The following is a 17,555-nucleotide window of genomic DNA, read 5'->3' on the forward strand; positions in this document are numbered from 1 at the left end:
CCTGTTCTGTCATTTCCGGCCGTATTTCGCTTTGAACTTGCGTTCGAACTGCGCCAGGTCCTTGTCCTTGGTCTCAGGAAGAAGTGTGTAGAGGAAGATGAAGGCGATCACGGCGCAGCCGGCGAACATACTGAATGTCGCCGTCATCCCCATCGCCTCGATGAGCGGCGGGAAGAACTGCGCGACGATGGCGTTCATGATCCACAGCACGAACACACAGATGCCCATGGCGAAGCTGCGGATCTTCATCGGGAAGATCTCGGAGAGCATCAGCCAGGTCAGCGGTCCGACCGTGCCCTGCATCGAGAACACGAAGAGGACGAGGAAGACGAGGACCGTCCACGCCTGTCCCGGTCCCGGCGGAATCACGACGGCGGTGAGTGCGATGAGGATGTGGAAGAACGCGATGAGGGCGTAACCGGTGAGGAACATGACCCGACGCGGCAGCTTGTTGAGCAGGAACATGCCCAGCGAGATGCCCAGCAGCGAGAAGACCCCGTTGGCGATGTTGCCGATGATCGCGACACCGGAGTCCAAACCGGCATTGGTGAGCAGCTGCGTGCCGTAGTACATGACCGAGTTGATGCCGGTCAGCTGCTGGAAGAAGCCGAGGCCCACGCCGATGATGACCAATCGCAGCACCCAACGGGTTCCGAGATCGGAGAGTCCACCGGTGGACTGCTTGGCGTCTTGGGATGCGAGGTGGGTGACCTCGGCGACCTCCGCCTCGGCGCGTTCGGGGGAGCGGACCTGTTTGAGCACCTCGAGAGCCTCCTCCGTGCGGCCCTTCGAGATCAGCCAGCGGGGGCTCTCTGGTTGGAAGATCATGCCCACGAGCAGCGCGATGGCCGGTGCGAGTGCGACGAGGAGCATCCAACGCCAGATGGAGTCGACATGGCCCCAGACGTTGAAGATGACGGCGTTGATGATGAACGCTGCGAGCTGCCCCGCAACTATCATCAGCTCATTGCGAGTGACGAAGGAGCCGCGCTTCTCTGAGGGGGCGATCTCGCCCAGATAGACGGGGACGATGGCAGAAGCGGCGCCGACCGCGATGCCGAGGACGAAGCGGGCGCCGATGAGGAACTCCGCACCCGGGGCCAACACGCAGCCCAGCGTGCCGAGGATGAAGACGCCGGCGACGAGGATGATCGTGTGCCGCCTACCGTGGGCGTCGGCGACGCGACCGCCGAACACAGCACCGAATGCGGCACCGATCATGAGGCTGGCGACGACGAGTCCTTCGGACAGCGGAGTGAGGCCGAAATCTTGACTCATCGGTTCGAGTGCGCCGTTGACGACGCCTGTGTCATAGCCGAACAGGAGACCGCCGAAGGTGGCCACTGTGGCGATGATGCCGAGGCGGTGAACAGGCTTACCCGAACCCGCATGTGGCAGGTCGAACTGTTTCTCGGCGCGATCAGGCAAAGCAGACATGGATGACTCCTTTCCTCTCTCGTTCTAACACGGTTCGTTGTTGCTGAGGGCGGTTTGCCCGCACTGAGAAGTGAAGATCACACTTCGGCCCGTCCCGAACAGTAGGAGGCATACCATCGAAGCTATGACCAGGAGCCACCCGGAATCGGCACCGAATATCGCCGCGCTGGCCTCGGCGCTCGCCGACCCTACCCGCGTCATGATCTGCACGAGTCTCCTCGACGGCAGAGCCTGGACGCTGACGGAGCTGTCACGAGCTCTCGCGGTACCGATGTCATCGGCCTCTGAACATGCCAGCATCCTCATCGAGCGCGGCGTACTGGCCGAACGTCGGCAGGGCAGGCACCGCTACGTGCAACTCGCCTCGGCAGACATCGCCTGCTGGCTCGAATACACCGGTGCGCTCGCGGGGGAGAGAGTCGAATCGGCTCCGACCCTGGCGGCGAAGACTCGTGACCGACACCTCCTCGAGGCACGGACCTGCTACAGGCACATCGCTGGACGTCTGGGCGTGCAGATATGGGCGGCCGTCACGGCGCGAGGGTGGGTCGATGACACCGCGACCGTGACCGAGGCAGGAGTTGCGGGCTTCGCAAAGGTGTGGGGGATCGATGTCGCCTCCATGGCCTCAGGCTCGCGCCCGCTGACTCGCCGCTGCCTCGATTGGACGGAACGCCGCACCCACCTCGGCGGATGGCTTGGAGATGCCGTGTGCGAGGAATTCCTCGACCGGACGTGGATCACCCGCCGTCGTAGCAGTCGCGCACTCACACTCACATCGACTGGTCGGGACGAACTCGACTGGATACTCGACACAGAGGTGACACAGCTATGAACAGCACAACAACCGACCAGGACCCACCCTTCCACCGGTTGCACCGACCGGGGGACCCGTTCATCCTGCCGTGTGCCTGGGATGTGGCAAGTGCCCGACTCTTCGCCGAGGCGGGTCACCCTGCCGTGGGTACGAGCAGTCTGGGGGTGGCCGCCGGCATCGGAGCCGCCGATGAGGAGCGGGAAACGATGACCGCCATGGTCGATCTGCTGAAAAACCTCCGACGGGCCCTGCCCGAATCGCTGCTTACCTGCGACTTCGAAGATGGGTACAGTGGCGACCCGGCAGAAGTCGTCGACATCCTCCGGGACGCCTTCGCAGTGCGGCGAGACGCTGCAACAGGTGAGGGTCCCGGCCTCGCCGGACTTGCCGTCGACGGACTCAACATCGAGGATTCCGCTCGCGGACATCTCGTCGAACCGCGGGAACTCGCCGCCAAGGTCAGCGCGATCAAGGAGGCATTCCCGTCTCTGTTCGTCAACGCACGAATCGACACATACTGGACTGGTCAGGACAAGCTCGGGGAGACCCTTGAGCGGATGCGCCGCTACGCCGGTTCCGGGGCCGATGGGATCTTCGTACCCGGGGACCTGGATCTGGAGACCATCGCACAGATCGTTCGGGCCTGCCCACTTCCGGTCAATGTGCTCGCCAGTCCGCGCTTCTCACGTGACCAGTTCGCCGAGGCGGGTGTGGCCAGGATCAGCACCGGCTCATTGCTCTACCGGGCCGCGATTTCTGCGGCAGTGCACTCATTGAGTGGGCTGAACGAAGACCGCCCGGCGCAGACGGCGAATGTGCTGTCCTACCGGGCGGTCTCGACGCTGGGCGATTAGCCTGCCGCGGGGCAGACGGGTTTCAGTCTTCGACCCCGTCGTCGGCGAGTGCGTCGACATCGAGGTCATCACCGGCGAGTTGGGCGACTTCTGCATCGTCCTGGTATTCGGAGATCATGTGATCGCTGCGACGGTTGCCCTGTTCGGCAGCTGGCGAGGCATCTGTGGAGAACTCTTCCGGAATGTCGGGGGTATCGTTCCCAGACTCCAAGCCCTGTGCATCCAAGAGCTCATCGTCGGCGCCTTCGATGCCGGTTCCCTCCGGGCCTTCGGCACCAGGCTCGACGGCTGCAGCGGAGGCGACATCGGCATCAAGGTCCGTGTCGAGATCATCGGCTTCGGCCTCGGCGGCATTGAGCTCCGGGTCATCAAGCTCATCGGCCGTGGGCTCGTCGAGGGTGGGGTCATCCATCAGCGGTGCACCCATCTCGGGTTCGTCCTGCCACTGTGTCGGATCGGTGGGGTTGTCGCTCATGGTCGCTCCTTCGGTGGTGGTCGATGCTTGTGTCTGTCGACGCCCACATTGTTGCACGAGCAGTGGGCCGCTCGCAGGTGTCTTGGTTCAGCGTCGCTCGTAGCGTTCCTTCCACGCCTGCCAGTCCCAGGTGCTGAGGAAATCTGTGGTTGCGGTCTGGCCCGAGTCGATGAGTTCGAGCTTATCGGCTCGACTCAGGGCGAAGTCGGTGCTGCTCTGCGAAGCGGTGTCGACGAAGATCGTTCGATCGGTGACCGAGGGCTCGTCGATATGACGCCGGTCGTGGGCGTTGATCATGGTCGACAGGAGCGAGATCCCATATTGGTAGGTGTTCGCATTGGGCCGCCATTGGGTTTCAGCCGTTGTCCTGGCCGAGAGCATCACGCCCAATGTGGGCCAGCGGGCAGGACGCGCATCTTTCCGATCGAAGATGTCGACGGGGAAGTTCGAGAGCAGACCGCCGTCTGCACCGAGCACCGAGACACCGCCGGCCACGCGCGGATCTGCGCGCAGCGATCGGGGCCGGAAGAAGAAGGGTGTCGCGGCCGAGGCACAGACCGCCTCGGCGACCGACTGCGAATCCGGATCGACGCCGAGAGCAGACTGGTAGTCCCAGGGCAGGCGCAGCATGCGACCGCGGGAGACATCGGAGACGATGACGACGAGGCGGTACTGACGCTCCGGTGGCAGCGCACTGTGCGGGTCGTGCAGGCGAAGATCGCCCCAGGTGCGGATGCCCTGCGAGGCGAGGGCGTCGGCCAGGAAGTCGTGGAGGGCTGTGCCGAGGTACATGCCCTTGTGAAACAGAAGACCTTGGATCTTCCCGAGCCACGGCAGAAGAGAGAAGGTCGGGCTGAGGTCTTCGAAGTCGGTGAAGTCCTTGCGAAGAATCGTTTCGATGAGGTTCTCCGGAGGGATTCCTGCAGTTGTCAGCGCTCCCACGACTGCACCGGCCGAGGTTCCAGCGATGCGGTGGATGGAGTAGTCAGCCGAGCTCATCGCATCGACCGCGCCGACGAGCCCGGGAAGTTTGGCGCCCCCGCCTTCGAGGACCAGATCGGTCATGGCCATGACGCGCTCCTCCTTGGGCAATCTCGGTGTCCCGACGACGCTCGTGCCGAGGGGACTCCTCTCATTGTCTACCCGCAGGAGGGACAACGAGAGGAGAAAGCCGTCTCGCCTGTCAGCGCGCCGTCGGGGCGGGATCGGTGATCTCGGCGGCCGGCGACGCAGTGTTGCGCTCTGCGACCACGGGCCGTCGGCCGGTGAAATGGTCCATGGTCTTGTTGACTCCGAGGAAGTCCATCAGCTTGTCGAAGGCCCGGGTGGGCAGCATCCGGGCTCCGGGCAGAATGCGCACCAGTGAAGGCATGGCAAGCTGCTCTCGTCCCGACTCAATGGAGTCGAGAACGTTGGTGGCAACGTTGGTTTCCTCGAGGATGGGCAGCAGACGAGGGAACTTGGTCGTGACGCCTTCGAACATCCCGGTATTGATGTAGAAGGGGCAGACGACGAGCGTATTGACGTTGTGGCCATCGGCGCGCAGTTCGGCGCGCAGAGACTCGGTGAAGCCCACCGCGGCGAATTTGCTCGCCGAGTAGTCGGTCTGACGGGCGACGCCGACAAATCCGGCAGCGCTGGAGATGGTGACCACTGAGCCCCGATCGCGTTCGATCATCCCGGGGAGGAAGGCACGCGTCACCCAGTAGAGGGCGAGGGTGTTGACATCGTAGACGCGTCGGATCGCGGCTTCATCGGCTTCGAGCAGTTTCGTACCGGTGACGATTCCGGCGCAGTTGATGAGGACGTCCACGGGTCCGGTGTCTTCGGCGATGACTGCGACCTGTTTGGCGTCGGCCACATTGACTGTGAACGAACGGGCCTGCGATCCGGTCGCCGAAATCTCATCGGCAACACGCTGTCCGGCCTCTGTTGAGAGATCCCAGATCAGAACTTCCGCAGCTCCACGCGAGGCAGCGTCGAGTGCCATCAGACGTCCGATACCGCTGCCCGCACCGGTGATCAGTACTCGTGAGCCGGCGATCTTTGTTCCACGCGTCATGTGGTTGCTCCTTTGCATCATGTGCTCTCAACTAAGATTGTGTCGAATCAAAGTTACTGTACAGTACATGTGTTTGCAATCACAAAGGGTGCCCTGTGCAGAGGAGGCTGGCTTCGGATACACGAAAAACCCCGCCGTGGCAGGGGTTTTCGTTATGTGGTGGCTCCGACCGGCGTCGATCCGGTGACCTTTCGATTTTCAGTCGAACGCTCTACCAACTGAGCTACAGAGCCAGGTCGCCAACATACGTCAAGTATGTTGAGAGAAACAAAGGCCCTTCCGAAGAAGAGCCTTGTGCTCCGCGACCCTGACCGGACTCGAACCGGCGACCTCCGCCGTGACAGGGCGGCGCGCTAACCAACTGCGCTACAGGGCCTTACTGTGTTGCATCTGATCCGATGTCGGATTTCTCAATCCTACACCGTACCCCCAACGGGATTCGAACCCGTGTCGCCGCCGTGAAAGGGCGGTGTCCTAGGCCTCTAGACGATGGGGGCCCAGGTTGTCCTCGGATTCCCCGGGGCAACGTCGTTAATCCTAGCCCAACCATTTCGCAGAGTGCAAACCGATGCCCCGTGTCCTCGGTCACACCGATTCGAGAGACCCTGAGAGCCTCCGAGAGGGGCAGCAGGAGCGTGCCAGGGGCGCCGCCCTCAGCCCCTTCGGAGACCATCCCGCTAGGCTGGCAGACATGGAGTACCTCAGTGAAGAAGAGTTCGAGTCGATCCTTGATGAGGCGATCGACCAGCTTCCTTCGGGTGTGACCGATGAGCTCGACAATGTCGCTCTCTTCGTCGAGGACCGACCCGAGGATGGCAACACCCATCTGCTGGGGCTCTATGACGGAACACCTATGGGGGAGCGAGGCATCTCCGGTCTCGAACTGCCGGACAACATCTTCCTCTACCGCGACAACCTCATTGCATACGCTGAGGACCGCGATCACCTGCGGAGCGAAATCGTCATCACCATCGTTCACGAGATCGCACACTTCTATGGAATCGACGACGAACGACTCCACGAGATCGGTTGGGGCTGAGCATTACAACTGCCGAAGTTGACCGTGAAGTCCAGCGTCGCCCCAGGTCGTAGGTGGAATCTGGTGCTTCATCGGCCGTCATTGATTGGCGCTGGAGCCTGGACTTCGCTTATTGTGGGCGGGTACCCATCAGCATTCGATACAACATTCCGTCCGTATCGACGCGGGACCACAGGGGCGAAGCCCCGGGCAGAAGTGCCTTGCGTGTCCCCGCAGATTTACGGGCAGGAGGCACGACCCCTTTATGACAGTGGCATCCAAACCGACAAGCGCGGCTACCCCGGCCGTCCGTGTACTCAACCTGGCAGGCATCGATTACACCCTGCACAGCTTCGATCACGATCCAAGCACCCGCCGTTACGGGTCCGAAGCCGCCGACAAGCTCGGCGTCGGCTCTGACCAGGTGTTCAAGACCCTCATGATCCAGGTCGACGGCGCACCCGTCACCGCCCTGGTTCCCGTGTCCGGACAGCTCGACCTCAAGGGCCTCGCGTCTGCACGCGGAGCGAAGAAGGCTCAGTTGGCAGGCGTGGCCGAGACCGAGCGACGCACCGGCTACCCAGTCGGCGGCGTCTCCCCGTTCGGGCAGCGCCATGCTGTGCCGGTCGTCATCGACCGCACCGCACTCGAGCATTCCTCGGTCTTCGTCTCGGCAGGCCGGCGTGGCCTCGAGATCGAGATCCGTCCCGAAGACCTCGTCATGCTCACCAATGCGCAGCTCGGGAAGATCGCAGCCCTGGACTGATCAGTCCGGCACTGCTCACACCCATTCGATGTCACCGACGGCGGGCTCTGCCTGCCCGGCGGTGACGTCTGCGTATATGGCCAAGGCCGCGTCCACCTCGGCGACGGGAACCATCATGTCGATCTCCACGGTGGCACCGTAGCTCGACCGTGTCGTCCACCCCCTGTTCCCGGCCGCCCGATCCAAGGCGTTGGCCTGGGCATAGTCCACGTCGGCGCGCACCGGAACCACCTCATGCTTGGTGACGATGCGTGCGGTCTCCAATGCCGCCGAGGTGGCCTGTCCATAGGCGCGGACGAGTCCTCCCGCGCCCAGCAGAGTTCCCCCGAAGTATCTGGTCACGACCGCAACGACGAAGGTCAGCTGGTGACCGGAGACGACGTCGAGGATCGGCGCGCCTGCCGTGCCCGCCGGTTCCCCATCATCGCTGAAGCGCTGTGTGCGCGAATCCGGGTCAAGGACGAACGCCGTGCAATGATGACGCGCCTTCGGGTGGGCGTTTCTGCGCTCTGCGATGACCTCCCTGGCCTCTGCCTCATCGGCGACCGGTGCCACGAAGCCGATGAAGCGTGACTTCTTGATCTCGATCTCGGTTTCGGCGGGGGCGACGATCGTGCGGTAGGGCATGCGAATCACTCTACCGAAGACCATGGACACGGGGTCGGGGGCCACTGTCACGGACCGTTTCGCCGGAATCTGATCTACGATGAGCGGACAACCTGAACAATGGTGAAAGGGTGATGGAAAGTGCAGCAGCTCAGCGACGCTGAAATCTCAGCGGTCAAGGACGAATCCGCCCGAGCCTACGAACTCGATCGGGCGCACGTCTTCCACTCATGGTCGGCGCAGGAGCTGCTGGACCCGATGACCGTCTCGCGGGCGCAGGGCTCACATATCGTGGACGGTCAGGGACAGTCATTCCTCGACTTCTCCTCCCAGCTGGTCAACACCAACATCGGCCACCAGCATCCGAAGGTCGTCCAGGCCATCAAAGATCAGGCCGACCTGCTGTGCACGATCAGCCCCGCCCACGTCAACGCCGCCCGGTCCGAGGCCGCCCGCCTCATCACCGACCGCACCCCGGCCGGTCTTGACCACGTGTTCTTCACCAATGGCGGTGCCGACGCCAACGAGCATGCGATCCGCATGGCCCGGCTGCACACCGGCAAACACAAGATCCTCTCCCGGTACCGTTCGTATCACGGCGGTACCGAGACCGCCGTCAACGTCACCGGTGACCCGCGCCGCTGGTCCAATGACCGCGGTGATTCCGGCGTCGTCCACTTCTTCGGACCCTTCCTCTACCGGACCGAATTCTCGGCCACCACCGAGGCGGAGGAGACCGAGCGGGCTCTGCGTCACCTCGAGCGCACCATCGAACTCGAAGGCCCGTCGACGATCGCCGCGATCATCCTCGAATCCATCCCCGGCACCGCCGGCATCATGTTGCCCGGCAGTGACTATATGCAGGGGGTGCGCGCGCTCTGCGATCAGTACGACATCATCTTCATCGCCGACGAGGTGATGGCCGGGTTCGGCCGTTCCGGTAAATGGTTCGCCTTCGAACACTTCGACGTCGTGCCTGACATCATCACCTTCGCCAAGGGCGTGAACTCCGGGTACGTGCCGTTAGGTGGGGTGATCATGGATGACGCGATCTATGGTTCATTCGCCAAGAAGCCCTATCCCGGTGGGCTCACCTACTCCGGTCACCCTCTGGCCTGTGCAGCAGCCGTGGCGACGCTCAAGGCTATGGATGAGGAAGGCATGATCGAGCACGCCGAGCGCATCGGCCAGGAGATCATCGGACCTCGGCTGCGCCAGATCGCTGAGAATTCGAAGCACGTCGGTGAGGTCCGCGGGGTCGGTGCCTTCTGGGCGATCGAACTCGTCTGGGACAAGGAATCACGCGAACCGTTGGCGCCCTACGGCGGAGGCTCACCCGAGGTCGCCTCGGTGGTGTCTTCGCTGAAGGAACACGGCGTGGTGCCCTTCAACAACTACCACCGCCTCCACGTGGTCCCGCCGATCAACATCAGCGAAGAGGACCTCGAAACAGGCCTGGGCGTCTTCGAGAAGGTCCTCACCGACCTCGACTTCTCCCGCTAAACCTCCCCGACGTCACTAAATACCCCCGGCGCCGGGCGCTATTAGTGACGTCGGGGAGGTTTAGCGGGCGTCGTGGGTGAACTTTCCGCCGAGGATGGTGGCGCGGACCGGGATCTGTGAGATCTTGTCCGGGGCCACCTCGGCGGGGTGAGCGTCGAGGGCCACGAAGTCCGCGAGCTTCCCGCGCGAGAGTGTTCCCTTGTCAGCGCCCTGCCCGGAAGCCTCGGCCGCAACCGAGGTGTAGGCGGCGATCGCCTCATCGGGAGTCAGACACTCTTCGGCCGAACCCATGATGTCGCCATCGCGGGTCCTGCGGGTCACAAAGGCCTCGATGCCGCGCAACACGTTGCCGTCGGCGCAGGGACGATCAGAGCTTCCGGCCAGCAGCACACCGGCGTCGATGAAGGACTTCGCACGGTAGATCAGTGACCGGCGTGCCGGGCCCAGTGAGGCGTTCATGCCATCGCCGATCCCTTCGGCGAACGCGGACTGCGGGGTCACGACGATGCCGTTGTCGGCCAGGGTGGTCAGGTGCTCGTCGTGGACGAGGGCAGCGTGCTCGATCCTGTTGGGAACCGCCCGGCGCCCGTACCTGGACTGGGCATCGACGATGTTCTTCACCGCCTCGTCGATGGCGGCATCACCGATCGCATGGACCGCGACGGACCATCCAGAGGCGTAGGTGTCCAGGATCTGCTTGCGCAGCGCCTCGGCGTCGGCCTGCAGGTAGCCGGGATGGTCCTTGCCCTCATAGTTCTCTCGCAGGGCCGCGGTCTCCCCGCTGAGCGCGCCGTCCATGAAGAACTTGACCGGGCCCAAGGACACGAGGTCATCGCCGAGGCCGGTGCGGACTCCCGCATCGAGGCCGATTCCGAAGCCGTCGGCGGAGTTCGCCGCGATCTCGTGGAGTCCATCAGCCTGCGGCAGAAGCTGGGCGCGGGCGCGCAGCTTGCCCTCTTCGCAGGCGCGCAGGTAGGCGGTGACCTCGATGGGGGAGTGACCGATCCACCCGTAGGCGATGCCGCAGTCGCCGAAGGAGGTGATGCCTTCCTGCGCGTAGTAGGCAGTCGCAAGATCGATGGCTTCGACGATCGTGTCGAGCGAATAGGGGCGGATGAGGTCCTGGACGAGTCCCTGCGCGGTCTCTTCGACCAGCCCGGTGGGGTGCCCGGCCGCATCGGTGACGACCTTGCCGCCGACGGGGTCGCTGAAACCGGGCTCGAGGATTCCCGCTCGCCTCATCGCTTCGGTGTTGACGATCGCGGCATGCCCTGAGGTCTGACGCATGAACAGTGGACGGTCGCCGGTGATCTCGTCGAGGCGGGACAGCTCCGGGTACTGTCCGTCGTAGTCGCGGTGAGCGTAGCCGGTGGCGTTGATCCATTCACTTGCTGGCGTCGTCGCAGCGGCCTGCTCGAGCGCGGCGTAGACATCGGGCAGGCCGCCGGGCAGGGCGGTGACATCGACCGATGCCAGGGTGAGTCCGAACCAAGCGGTGTGGCAGTGGACGTCGTTGAAGCCCGGCAGCACGGTGGCCCCGCCCAAGGATTCGACCCGGTCCGCGGTGATCCCGTCGAGCTCCTCGTCGAAGCCGATGATGCGTCCGGCGAAGACGCCGATCTTCTGCGCCCGCGGACGTGCCGGGTCGAGCGTGTGGGCGTCGAGATCGGTGAAGATCGCGTCGATGTTCATGTCAGTCACCTTTGCAGCGTCAGAGTCAGTTACAGCTTGAGGGGCAATTACAGCGTGAGAGTGTGGGATTTCGCAGCAGCCGCGGCCGAAACACCGCCGGCGGCGTGCTCACGCCCGGGCTCCGCGGATCGCGGGGTCGGTGAGGCAGCGGACGAGGGCAGGACCCTCATGGGCGAGTGCCTTCTCGAAAGCGTCTCTGAAGTCCTCGGTGCGTTCGACGGTGAGACCCAGGCCGCCGAAGGCTGTGGCCAGCGCTGCGAAATCGGGGCTGCGCAGGGATGTGCCTGTCGCCCGGCCCGGGTACTCACGATCCTGGTGGCCCCGGATCGTGCCGTAGACCGAGTTGTCGTTGACGATGACGGTGAGGTTCACCCCGTACTGTGCCGCGGTCGCGAACTCCTGGCCGTTCATCAGGAAATCTCCATCGCCGGCGATGCAGAAGACGGCCCGCTCGGGATGGACGAGCCCAGCGGCCACGGCGGCCGGGAGGCCGAAGCCCATCGACCCGTTCCGTGGTCCCAGCGCCGAGGGGAAGCTGTGCGTGGGCAGGAACCTGGTGGCCCAGCCGGAGAAGTTTCCGGCCCCGTAGGTGATGATCGCGTTGTCCGGCAGCAGCTCCTTGACGTGGACGAACGCCTCATCCATATCGACGAAGGTGGAATCGCCGGTGCCCGCCGAGGTGGTGACCGGTTTCCGCCATTCGTCGAGTTCGGCGCGGGCATCGAGGATCCAGTCGGGCAGTTCCACCGGTTCGTCGGTGCCTGCCAGATGCTCATCACCGACGGCGGGCTCATCGACGGAGCCATCGGAGGACACCGAATATGCGCGAGCCCCGTCGGCGGTGAAAAGTGCCTGGGCGAATCGGTTGACCGAGGTGACGATGTGCTGGTCGAGGCTGCCGAAGTGTCCGTGGGCGTCCGGGTCGGGGTTGATGACGACGGTCTTTGCATCGGTGCCGATGGTGAAGGATTCCGTGGCCACATCGGTGCGGACACAGCCGAGGAAGATGTGCAGGTCAGCCTCGGCGAAGGTCCTCTTGGCCACTGCGGAGGCACCGAAGCCGAGCATGCCGAGGAAATTGGGGGAGTCGTGGTCGATGCCGTCATAGGCGCGGAAGGTGCCGATGACGCCGAGGCCGCGATCACGGGACCATTGGGCGATTCTGCGGGAGGTGGCCTGGGACCAATCTTCGCCGCCGATGATGAGGACGGGACGATCGGCCTGCAGGATGCGAGCCCGCAGCTCGGTGACGTCGCCGGCATAGGGCGCCGCAGAACCGTGGACACGGGGCGGCACTACCGTTCCGGCGCTGGACTGGACGAGCACCTCTTCGGGCAGGCCCACGACGACGGGACCGGGCCGGCCGGTCACGGCGGTGTGCATGGCATCGGCGACCACCTCGGCGGCCTTGTCCGGGTCATCGAGGGTCAGGACCTTCTTCGTGGTGGTGGAGAACCAGCCTGCCAAATCGAATTCCTGGAAGGCCTCACGGCCGCGCTGGGCTGTGGGGATGAGGCCGACGAACACGACGAGCGGTGTCGCATCCTGGTAGGCGGTGTGGAGGGAGACCATGACGTTGGAGGCTCCGGGGCCGCGGGTGACCATGGCGATTCCGGGGATGCCGGTCATGCGGCCCTCGGCTACGGCCATGTAGCCGGCGCCACCCTCTTGGCGGCAGACGATCGGGGTGATAGTCGAATCATGGAGCCCGTCGAGAACGTCGAGATAGGACTCGCCGGGGACCAGATAGGAACGCTGGACGCCGTGGGCTTCGAGCTCCTTGACGAGGAGATGGCCGGCGGAAAGTGGTGCTGAGTTGTCCATGGCTTCATGCTTATCATCCTTTTGTCTCATGTGGGCAGACTCTTGAACATTCGGTCACGCAACGCCGTATGATCTTGGCACAACGGATTCCGCAGGGAATCGCTCGACATCGAGATACTTCATCGCCAGGAGGCTCAAGTATGACCGGCATCGACTCCGACGAACACCCGGCACAGGCATCATTCATGCCTGGACCGTCAGCTGCCGGAGGGACCTCCCGAAAGCGGTTGGACGCGGATGTTTCGGAGAACGGATTCCGGTCTCGGCCCAAACAATCCAAGCTCGAACGCGACCCGGGAATGCCGGCGAGCACCTGGCGTCTGCGCTCGGACGCCTGGGAGTACCTGAAGTTCGCGATCAAACGCCTGGCCATCAGCGGCGGCGACTTCTCGATGATCGCCGCCGACGGTGAGGTCTGGCGTTCGCTGCGCTCGCTGAAGACGATCGAACTGTACTGGGGCGGATTCGGTCAGCGCTATGTCGAAGACATTGCCGAGCTGCTCTCCGACGGTGAGTTCGATCGGGCCCACGACATGATCACGCGAGCCGTCAACCGCCTGCGCGGGAACACAGTCCCCGATGTGGCCGACGATGACCATCTCAATGAGGAAGAGCGCGCCGAGCAGAAGGACCGGCAGGACCCACGTCCTCGCTTCGAGGTCCTCATCGTCGACGAGACCACCGAGGGAGGCCGCGATGAGCTGCACACCGACCTGCTCAAGCTACGCAACGCCTCCGACCAGTTCATCTACGACTACGTCATCGTCCCGACTGCTGATGACGCAGTCGTCGCGGCGCTGACGAACCCGAATCTGCTCGCCTGCGTCATCCGCCCCGGATTCACCGACCGGACCCGCGAGGTGCTCAGCCGCGATCTGCGCAGCACCGTCGCGCTCGCCCACGAGGGCACAGCCATGTCGCCTACGGCGCCGATGAGCCCGCTCAACTCGGTCCGTCGGGTGCTGCGCCTGGCCGACACTCTGGCGGGTCTGCGCCCGGAGCTCGACCTCTACCTCATGGCCGGCGCCCATATCGAGAGTTTGGCTGGTGCGCTGACTCATCGCTTCCGCCGTGTCTTCCGGCGCGAGGACCAGTTCGAACTGCACTTGTCCCTGCTGCGTCGCGTTCAGCACCTCTATGACACCCCGTTCTTCACCGCGATCCGTGAGCACGCCCGCCGCCCTGCCGGAGTCTTCCACGCGCTCCCAGTCTCCCGTGGCGGCTCGGTTGTGGGGTCGAAGTGGATCAGCGACTTCGTTGACTTCTACGGCCTCAACCTGCTGCTCGCCGAGACCAGTGCCACCTCGGGCGAGCTCGACTCGCTGCTCGCTCCGGTGGGCACGATCAAGAAGGCCCAGTCTCTGGCGGCCCGCGCATTCGGTGCCAAGCGCACCTACTTCGTCACGAACGGAACGTCGACGGCGAACAAGATCGTCCACCAGGCCGTCGTCTCACCCGACGAGGTGGTCATGGTCGACCGCAACTGCCACAAATCCCACCACCACGCGTTGATGCTCACCGGTGCCCGAACCGCCTACCTCGAGGCCTACCCGCTCAACGACGTCGCCTTCTACGGTGCGGTGCCGCTGAACCGGATCAAGCAGCTCCTTTTGGACTACCGGGCCGCCGGTCGCCTCGACGAGGTGCGCATGATCACCCTGACGAACTGCACCTTCGACGGCATTGTCTACGACCCGGAGAAGGTCATGGCCGAGTGCCTGGCCATCAAGAAGGATCTCGTGTTCCTGTGGGATGAGGCCTGGTTCGCCTTCGCCCGGTTCCACCCTGTCACCCGCAAGCGCACGGCCATGGTCGCGGCCGAGCACCTGGAAGATCTCCTGGCCACCAACGCCCATGCCACGGCCTACCTCGATCAGCAGAAACGACTCTTCGACTCCGAGACCGGACAACCGGCACCCGATGAGGTGTGGCTGAACGAGACGCTGCTGCCGCCACCGGATTCGCGGATTCGCGTGTATGCGACCCAGTCGACCCACAAGACTCTGACCGCTCTGCGACAGGGATCGATGATCCATGTCTACGATCAGGAATTTGCCTACGGCGGCGAGGAGTCCTTCCACGAGGCGTACATGACGCACACCTCCACCTCGCCGAACTACCAGATCCTCGCCTCCCTGGATCTGGGCCGCCGGCAGGTCGAGATGGAAGGATTCGCACTCGTCCAGAAGCAGCTGGACCTGGCGATGAGTCTGGCATCGGCGGTCTCACGGCACCCGCTGCTGAAGAAGACCTTCCGCGTGCTCACCGCTGCAGACCTGATCCCGGAGGAATTCCGGGAGACCGAACGGACGATGCCGCTGCGTGACGGTATGGCGACCTTCTGGGAAGCGTGGGACAAGGACGAATTCGTCGTCGACCCGAGCCGCATCACCGTCGAGATCAGCGGCACCGGCGTCGATGGGGACACGTTCAAACACGAACACCTGATGGACCGCTACGGCATCCAGGTGAACAAGACGAGCCGCAACACGGTGCTGTTCATGACGAACATCGGCACCTCCCGCTCATCCATCGCCTACCTCATCGAGGTCCTGGTGAAGTTGGCCGGGAAGTTCAACGACCCGCACGAAATCCAGTCTCACGAAACCGTGGCGGAGCCGGCCGCGCTCATGCCTCCGCTGCCCGATTTCTCCGCCTTCGCTCCTGCCTATGCCGCCGAGGTGCCTGCTGAGGATCCGTCGAAGCAGCTGCCCGACGGTGACCTGCGTACGGCCTATTATGCGGGTCTGCGTCGGTGGAACATCGAACATGTGCTGCCGGAGGAACTCAGCCATCGGGTTGAGTCCGGTGACGAGCCGGTCTCGGCCGGATTCGTCACCCCCTACCCGCCAGGATTCCCTGTGCTGGTGCCGGGCCAGGTCATCACCGCCGAGGTGCTCGACTTCATGGCTGCCCTCGACACCAGAGAGATCCACGGTTACGACCCACGACTGGGCTACCGGGTGATCCTGAAGAAGGATCAGGCCGAAGCCAAGAAGTAGGACGAACCCACGAAACCGGACTCTGGAGCTACGGCGCAGCCTCGGCGTCCGGTTTCCGTCCGGGGAGGGCGAGTGCGGGCAGCAGCGCGAGAAGCGAGATGCCGACCGCCCACCAGAAGGACAGGTGGAATGCCTGCAGCGCGGCATCGCCGGAGGTGGAGTGGAGCGCGACGAATTGCAGGACGACCGCGACGATCGCGGTGCCGAATGAGGCTCCGAACTGCTGCATGATGCGCGTATTCATGCTGGCATGTGCGACATCCTCCGGCCCGAGGTCCTGGTAGGCCAGGGTCATCGGCGGGATGAGGACCGCGCCGATTCCGAGTCCCCGGACGAACAGCACGAGTGTCAGCCAGACGAGGCTCGTGTCGTGATCTGCGAACGCGAACGGCAGCGTGCCGATGACTGATACGAGGAAGGCGGCGACCGTCACGGTCCGACCGCCGAAGCGGGCGACGAGTTTGCCTGTCACGAAGCGGATGACAAGCGCGCCGATTCCTTGAGCGATCATCAGAAGGCCGGCTTCGAGCACGGACCGCCCCTGCACCACTTGGAAGTAGAGGGGCAGCAGGAACATGCCTGCGTACATGGCCGCTCCGGCGGTGAAGAGTGTCGACGAGGCTGTGAACATCGACCGGACCCGCATCAGCCGCACGTTCACGAGTGGGTCTGCGCTGCGGAGCGCCCAGATGATGAAGCCGACCAGCAGGAGAATTCCGGCACTGAGCGGGATGAGAACACCGGGATGGTCAAGACCTCCGTGCTGTGCGGTCTGCGAGAAGCCCAGCAGAATGCCGACCACGGCCGGGGACAGCAGGCTCAAGCCCACCCAGTCGAGTCGTGGTCGTTTCTGGTCTGCGGCGGGTGGATCCGATTGAAGATATTTCCACGCCATCACCAGGGCGACGATGACGATCGGGGCATTGACGAGGAACAGCCACCGCCAGCTGAGCCAGTTGAGAATGACGCCGCCGACGACCGGTCCCAGAATGGGGCCCAGAGCTGCGGGCATGCTGATGGTGGCGATGAGATTGGGGCTCGGCCGGTGGCCGACGGCTCTGATGGCCAGAGTCTGCATGAGTGGCATGATGAGGCCGCCGCCAAGTCCCTGCATGGCGCGGAAGGCGATGAGGCTCGCATCATTCCAGGACAGTGCGCAGAGGACTGAAGCGGTTCCGAAGATCAACAGCGCCAGCATCCATGCGCGTTTGCCTCCTATTCTCCGTTCCAGCCAGCCGGTCATGGGAACGGCCACGCCCAGTGCGAGCAGGTAGGCGGTGGTGACCCATTGGATGGTTGCAGTGGTGGAGTGCAGGTCGACGGTCAGGGTGTGGATGGCGAGAGTGACCATCGTGGAGTCGAGGATGGCGGCGATCGCGCCGATCACCAAGGTGGTGATGGCGAGTTTCGCTGCTCGGGGGAGCGGAGGCGCTGCGGCGTTCGCTTCGGCAGCGGGTGATCCGGTCTGGGAGGTGGACATGATGGGCAGGACCTTAAGT

General features: G+C 64.0%; 14 protein-coding genes and 3 tRNA genes. 6 read left to right on the forward strand and 11 right to left on the reverse strand.

The window, feature by feature from the left end:
* Window positions 1-9: 9 nt before the first annotated feature.
* Window positions 10-1,437, reverse strand: coding sequence for a sugar porter family MFS transporter (locus tag BSP239C_RS08590; RefSeq protein WP_101571890.1), 1,428 nt, complete (start codon window positions 1,435-1,437; stop codon window positions 10-12).
* A 124-nt stretch (window positions 1,438-1,561) separates the two neighbouring features.
* Here BSP239C_RS08590 and BSP239C_RS08595 point away from each other — a divergent pair, with 124 nt between their 5' ends.
* Together BSP239C_RS08595 and BSP239C_RS08600 are read left to right on the forward strand one after the other, a co-directional pair.
* Window positions 1,562-2,272 carry a helix-turn-helix transcriptional regulator gene (locus BSP239C_RS08595; RefSeq protein ID WP_101571892.1) on the forward strand — a complete coding sequence of 237 codons (711 nt, stop codon included), beginning with the start codon at window positions 1,562-1,564 and terminating at the stop codon, window positions 2,270-2,272.
* A complete protein-coding gene (locus BSP239C_RS08600) occupies window positions 2,269-3,108 on the forward strand; it encodes an isocitrate lyase/phosphoenolpyruvate mutase family protein (protein ID WP_101571894.1) in 840 nt (279 codons plus the stop codon). Before BSP239C_RS08595 ends, BSP239C_RS08600 begins: the two co-directional genes overlap by 4 nt.
* Before the next feature lie 22 nt (window positions 3,109-3,130).
* Here BSP239C_RS08600 and BSP239C_RS08605 read toward each other — a convergent pair whose 3' ends face one another.
* The 6 genes from BSP239C_RS08605 to BSP239C_RS08630 form a co-directional block, all read right to left on the reverse strand.
* The gene (locus tag BSP239C_RS08605) at window positions 3,131-3,583 is read right to left on the reverse strand and encodes a hypothetical protein (RefSeq protein WP_101571896.1); all 453 of its coding nucleotides are present in this window, start codon (window positions 3,581-3,583) and stop codon (window positions 3,131-3,133) included.
* 87 nt (window positions 3,584-3,670) lie between these two features.
* Window positions 3,671-4,654, reverse strand: a complete 984-nt coding sequence (locus BSP239C_RS08610) for a patatin-like phospholipase family protein (protein ID WP_101571898.1) — start codon at window positions 4,652-4,654, stop codon at window positions 3,671-3,673.
* A 112-nt stretch (window positions 4,655-4,766) separates the two neighbouring features.
* Window positions 4,767-5,645 carry an SDR family oxidoreductase gene (locus tag BSP239C_RS08615; RefSeq protein WP_101571900.1) on the reverse strand — a complete coding sequence of 293 codons (879 nt, stop codon included), beginning with the start codon at window positions 5,643-5,645 and terminating at the stop codon, window positions 4,767-4,769.
* 157 nt (window positions 5,646-5,802) lie between these two features.
* A tRNA-Phe gene (locus BSP239C_RS08620) sits at window positions 5,803-5,878 on the reverse strand.
* 69 nt (window positions 5,879-5,947) lie between these two features.
* Window positions 5,948-6,021 (reverse strand) — tRNA-Asp (locus BSP239C_RS08625).
* 48 nt (window positions 6,022-6,069) lie between these two features.
* Window positions 6,070-6,142 (reverse strand) — tRNA-Glu (locus BSP239C_RS08630).
* Window positions 6,143-6,336: 194 nt separating this feature from the next.
* On the opposite strand from BSP239C_RS08630, the gene BSP239C_RS08635 reads away from it, so the two are divergent.
* On the forward strand, window positions 6,337-6,684 hold the full coding sequence (locus tag BSP239C_RS08635) for a metallopeptidase family protein (RefSeq protein ID WP_101572056.1): 348 nt from the start codon (window positions 6,337-6,339) through the stop codon (window positions 6,682-6,684).
* A gap of 244 nt (window positions 6,685-6,928) precedes the next feature.
* Window positions 6,929-7,429: a Cys-tRNA(Pro) deacylase gene (gene ybaK, locus BSP239C_RS08640; RefSeq protein ID WP_101571902.1), complete on the forward strand. Its 501-nt coding sequence runs from the start codon at window positions 6,929-6,931 to the stop codon at window positions 7,427-7,429.
* Between the two features lie 15 nt (window positions 7,430-7,444).
* Here ybaK and BSP239C_RS08645 read toward each other — a convergent pair whose 3' ends face one another.
* Window positions 7,445-8,056 (reverse strand): YigZ family protein, encoded by a 612-nt coding sequence (locus BSP239C_RS08645; protein WP_101571904.1) that lies wholly within the window; start codon window positions 8,054-8,056, stop codon window positions 7,445-7,447.
* A gap of 120 nt (window positions 8,057-8,176) precedes the next feature.
* Between BSP239C_RS08645 and BSP239C_RS08650 the strand changes: the two genes are divergently transcribed.
* Entirely contained in the window at window positions 8,177-9,538 is a 1,362-nt protein-coding gene (locus BSP239C_RS08650) for an aspartate aminotransferase family protein (RefSeq protein ID WP_101571906.1), read from the forward strand.
* Window positions 9,539-9,598: 60 nt separating this feature from the next.
* On the opposite strand, the gene BSP239C_RS08655 is transcribed toward BSP239C_RS08650, so the two are convergent.
* Both BSP239C_RS08655 and BSP239C_RS08660 read right to left on the reverse strand, forming a co-directional pair.
* Entirely contained in the window at window positions 9,599-11,230 is a 1,632-nt protein-coding gene (locus tag BSP239C_RS08655; RefSeq protein WP_101571907.1) for an amidohydrolase, read from the reverse strand.
* A gap of 108 nt (window positions 11,231-11,338) precedes the next feature.
* Entirely contained in the window at window positions 11,339-13,084 is a 1,746-nt protein-coding gene (locus BSP239C_RS08660) for a thiamine pyrophosphate-dependent enzyme (RefSeq protein WP_226841872.1), read from the reverse strand.
* Window positions 13,085-13,194: 110 nt separating this feature from the next.
* On the opposite strand from BSP239C_RS08660, the gene BSP239C_RS08665 reads away from it, so the two are divergent.
* Window positions 13,195-16,056 carry an aminotransferase class I/II-fold pyridoxal phosphate-dependent enzyme gene (locus tag BSP239C_RS08665; protein WP_101571911.1) on the forward strand — a complete coding sequence of 954 codons (2,862 nt, stop codon included), beginning with the start codon at window positions 13,195-13,197 and terminating at the stop codon, window positions 16,054-16,056.
* Between the two features lie 28 nt (window positions 16,057-16,084).
* Here the strand turns inward: BSP239C_RS08665 and BSP239C_RS08670 are convergent, their stop codons facing one another.
* Window positions 16,085-17,536, reverse strand: coding sequence for an MDR family MFS transporter (locus BSP239C_RS08670; protein WP_101571913.1), 1,452 nt, complete (start codon window positions 17,534-17,536; stop codon window positions 16,085-16,087).
* Window positions 17,537-17,555 lie beyond the last annotated feature (19 nt).

It is taken from the genome of Brevibacterium sp. 239c (assembly GCF_900169365.1).
Taxonomy (GTDB): Bacteria; Actinomycetota; Actinomycetes; order Actinomycetales; family Brevibacteriaceae; genus Brevibacterium.

Excerpts from the sequence above, each read along its gene's own strand:
- BSP239C_RS08610 (WP_101571898.1), bottom strand. The coding sequence starts at position 4,654 with ATGGCCATGACCGATCTGGTCCTCGAAGGCGGGGGCGCCAAACTTCCC.
- BSP239C_RS08635 (WP_101572056.1), top strand. The coding sequence starts at position 6,337 with ATGGAGTACCTCAGTGAAGAAGAGTTCGAGTCGATCCTTGATGAGGCG.
- BSP239C_RS08600 (WP_101571894.1), top strand. The coding sequence starts at position 2,269 with ATGAACAGCACAACAACCGACCAGGACCCACCCTTCCACCGGTTGCAC.
- BSP239C_RS08605 (WP_101571896.1), bottom strand. The coding sequence starts at position 3,583 with ATGAGCGACAACCCCACCGATCCGACACAGTGGCAGGACGAACCCGAG.
- BSP239C_RS08660 (WP_226841872.1), bottom strand. The coding sequence starts at position 13,084 with ATGAGACAAAAGGATGATAAGCATGAAGCCATGGACAACTCAGCACCA.
- BSP239C_RS08655 (WP_101571907.1), bottom strand. The coding sequence starts at position 11,230 with ATGAACATCGACGCGATCTTCACCGATCTCGACGCCCACACGCTCGAC.
- BSP239C_RS08645 (WP_101571904.1), bottom strand. The coding sequence starts at position 8,056 with ATGCCCTACCGCACGATCGTCGCCCCCGCCGAAACCGAGATCGAGATC.
- ybaK (WP_101571902.1), top strand. The coding sequence starts at position 6,929 with ATGACAGTGGCATCCAAACCGACAAGCGCGGCTACCCCGGCCGTCCGT.
- BSP239C_RS08595 (WP_101571892.1), top strand. The coding sequence starts at position 1,562 with ATGACCAGGAGCCACCCGGAATCGGCACCGAATATCGCCGCGCTGGCC.
- BSP239C_RS08590 (WP_101571890.1), bottom strand. The coding sequence starts at position 1,437 with ATGTCTGCTTTGCCTGATCGCGCCGAGAAACAGTTCGACCTGCCACAT.
- BSP239C_RS08670 (WP_101571913.1), bottom strand. The coding sequence starts at position 17,536 with ATGTCCACCTCCCAGACCGGATCACCCGCTGCCGAAGCGAACGCCGCA.
- BSP239C_RS08615 (WP_101571900.1), bottom strand. The coding sequence starts at position 5,645 with ATGACGCGTGGAACAAAGATCGCCGGCTCACGAGTACTGATCACCGGT.
- BSP239C_RS08665 (WP_101571911.1), top strand. The coding sequence starts at position 13,195 with ATGACCGGCATCGACTCCGACGAACACCCGGCACAGGCATCATTCATG.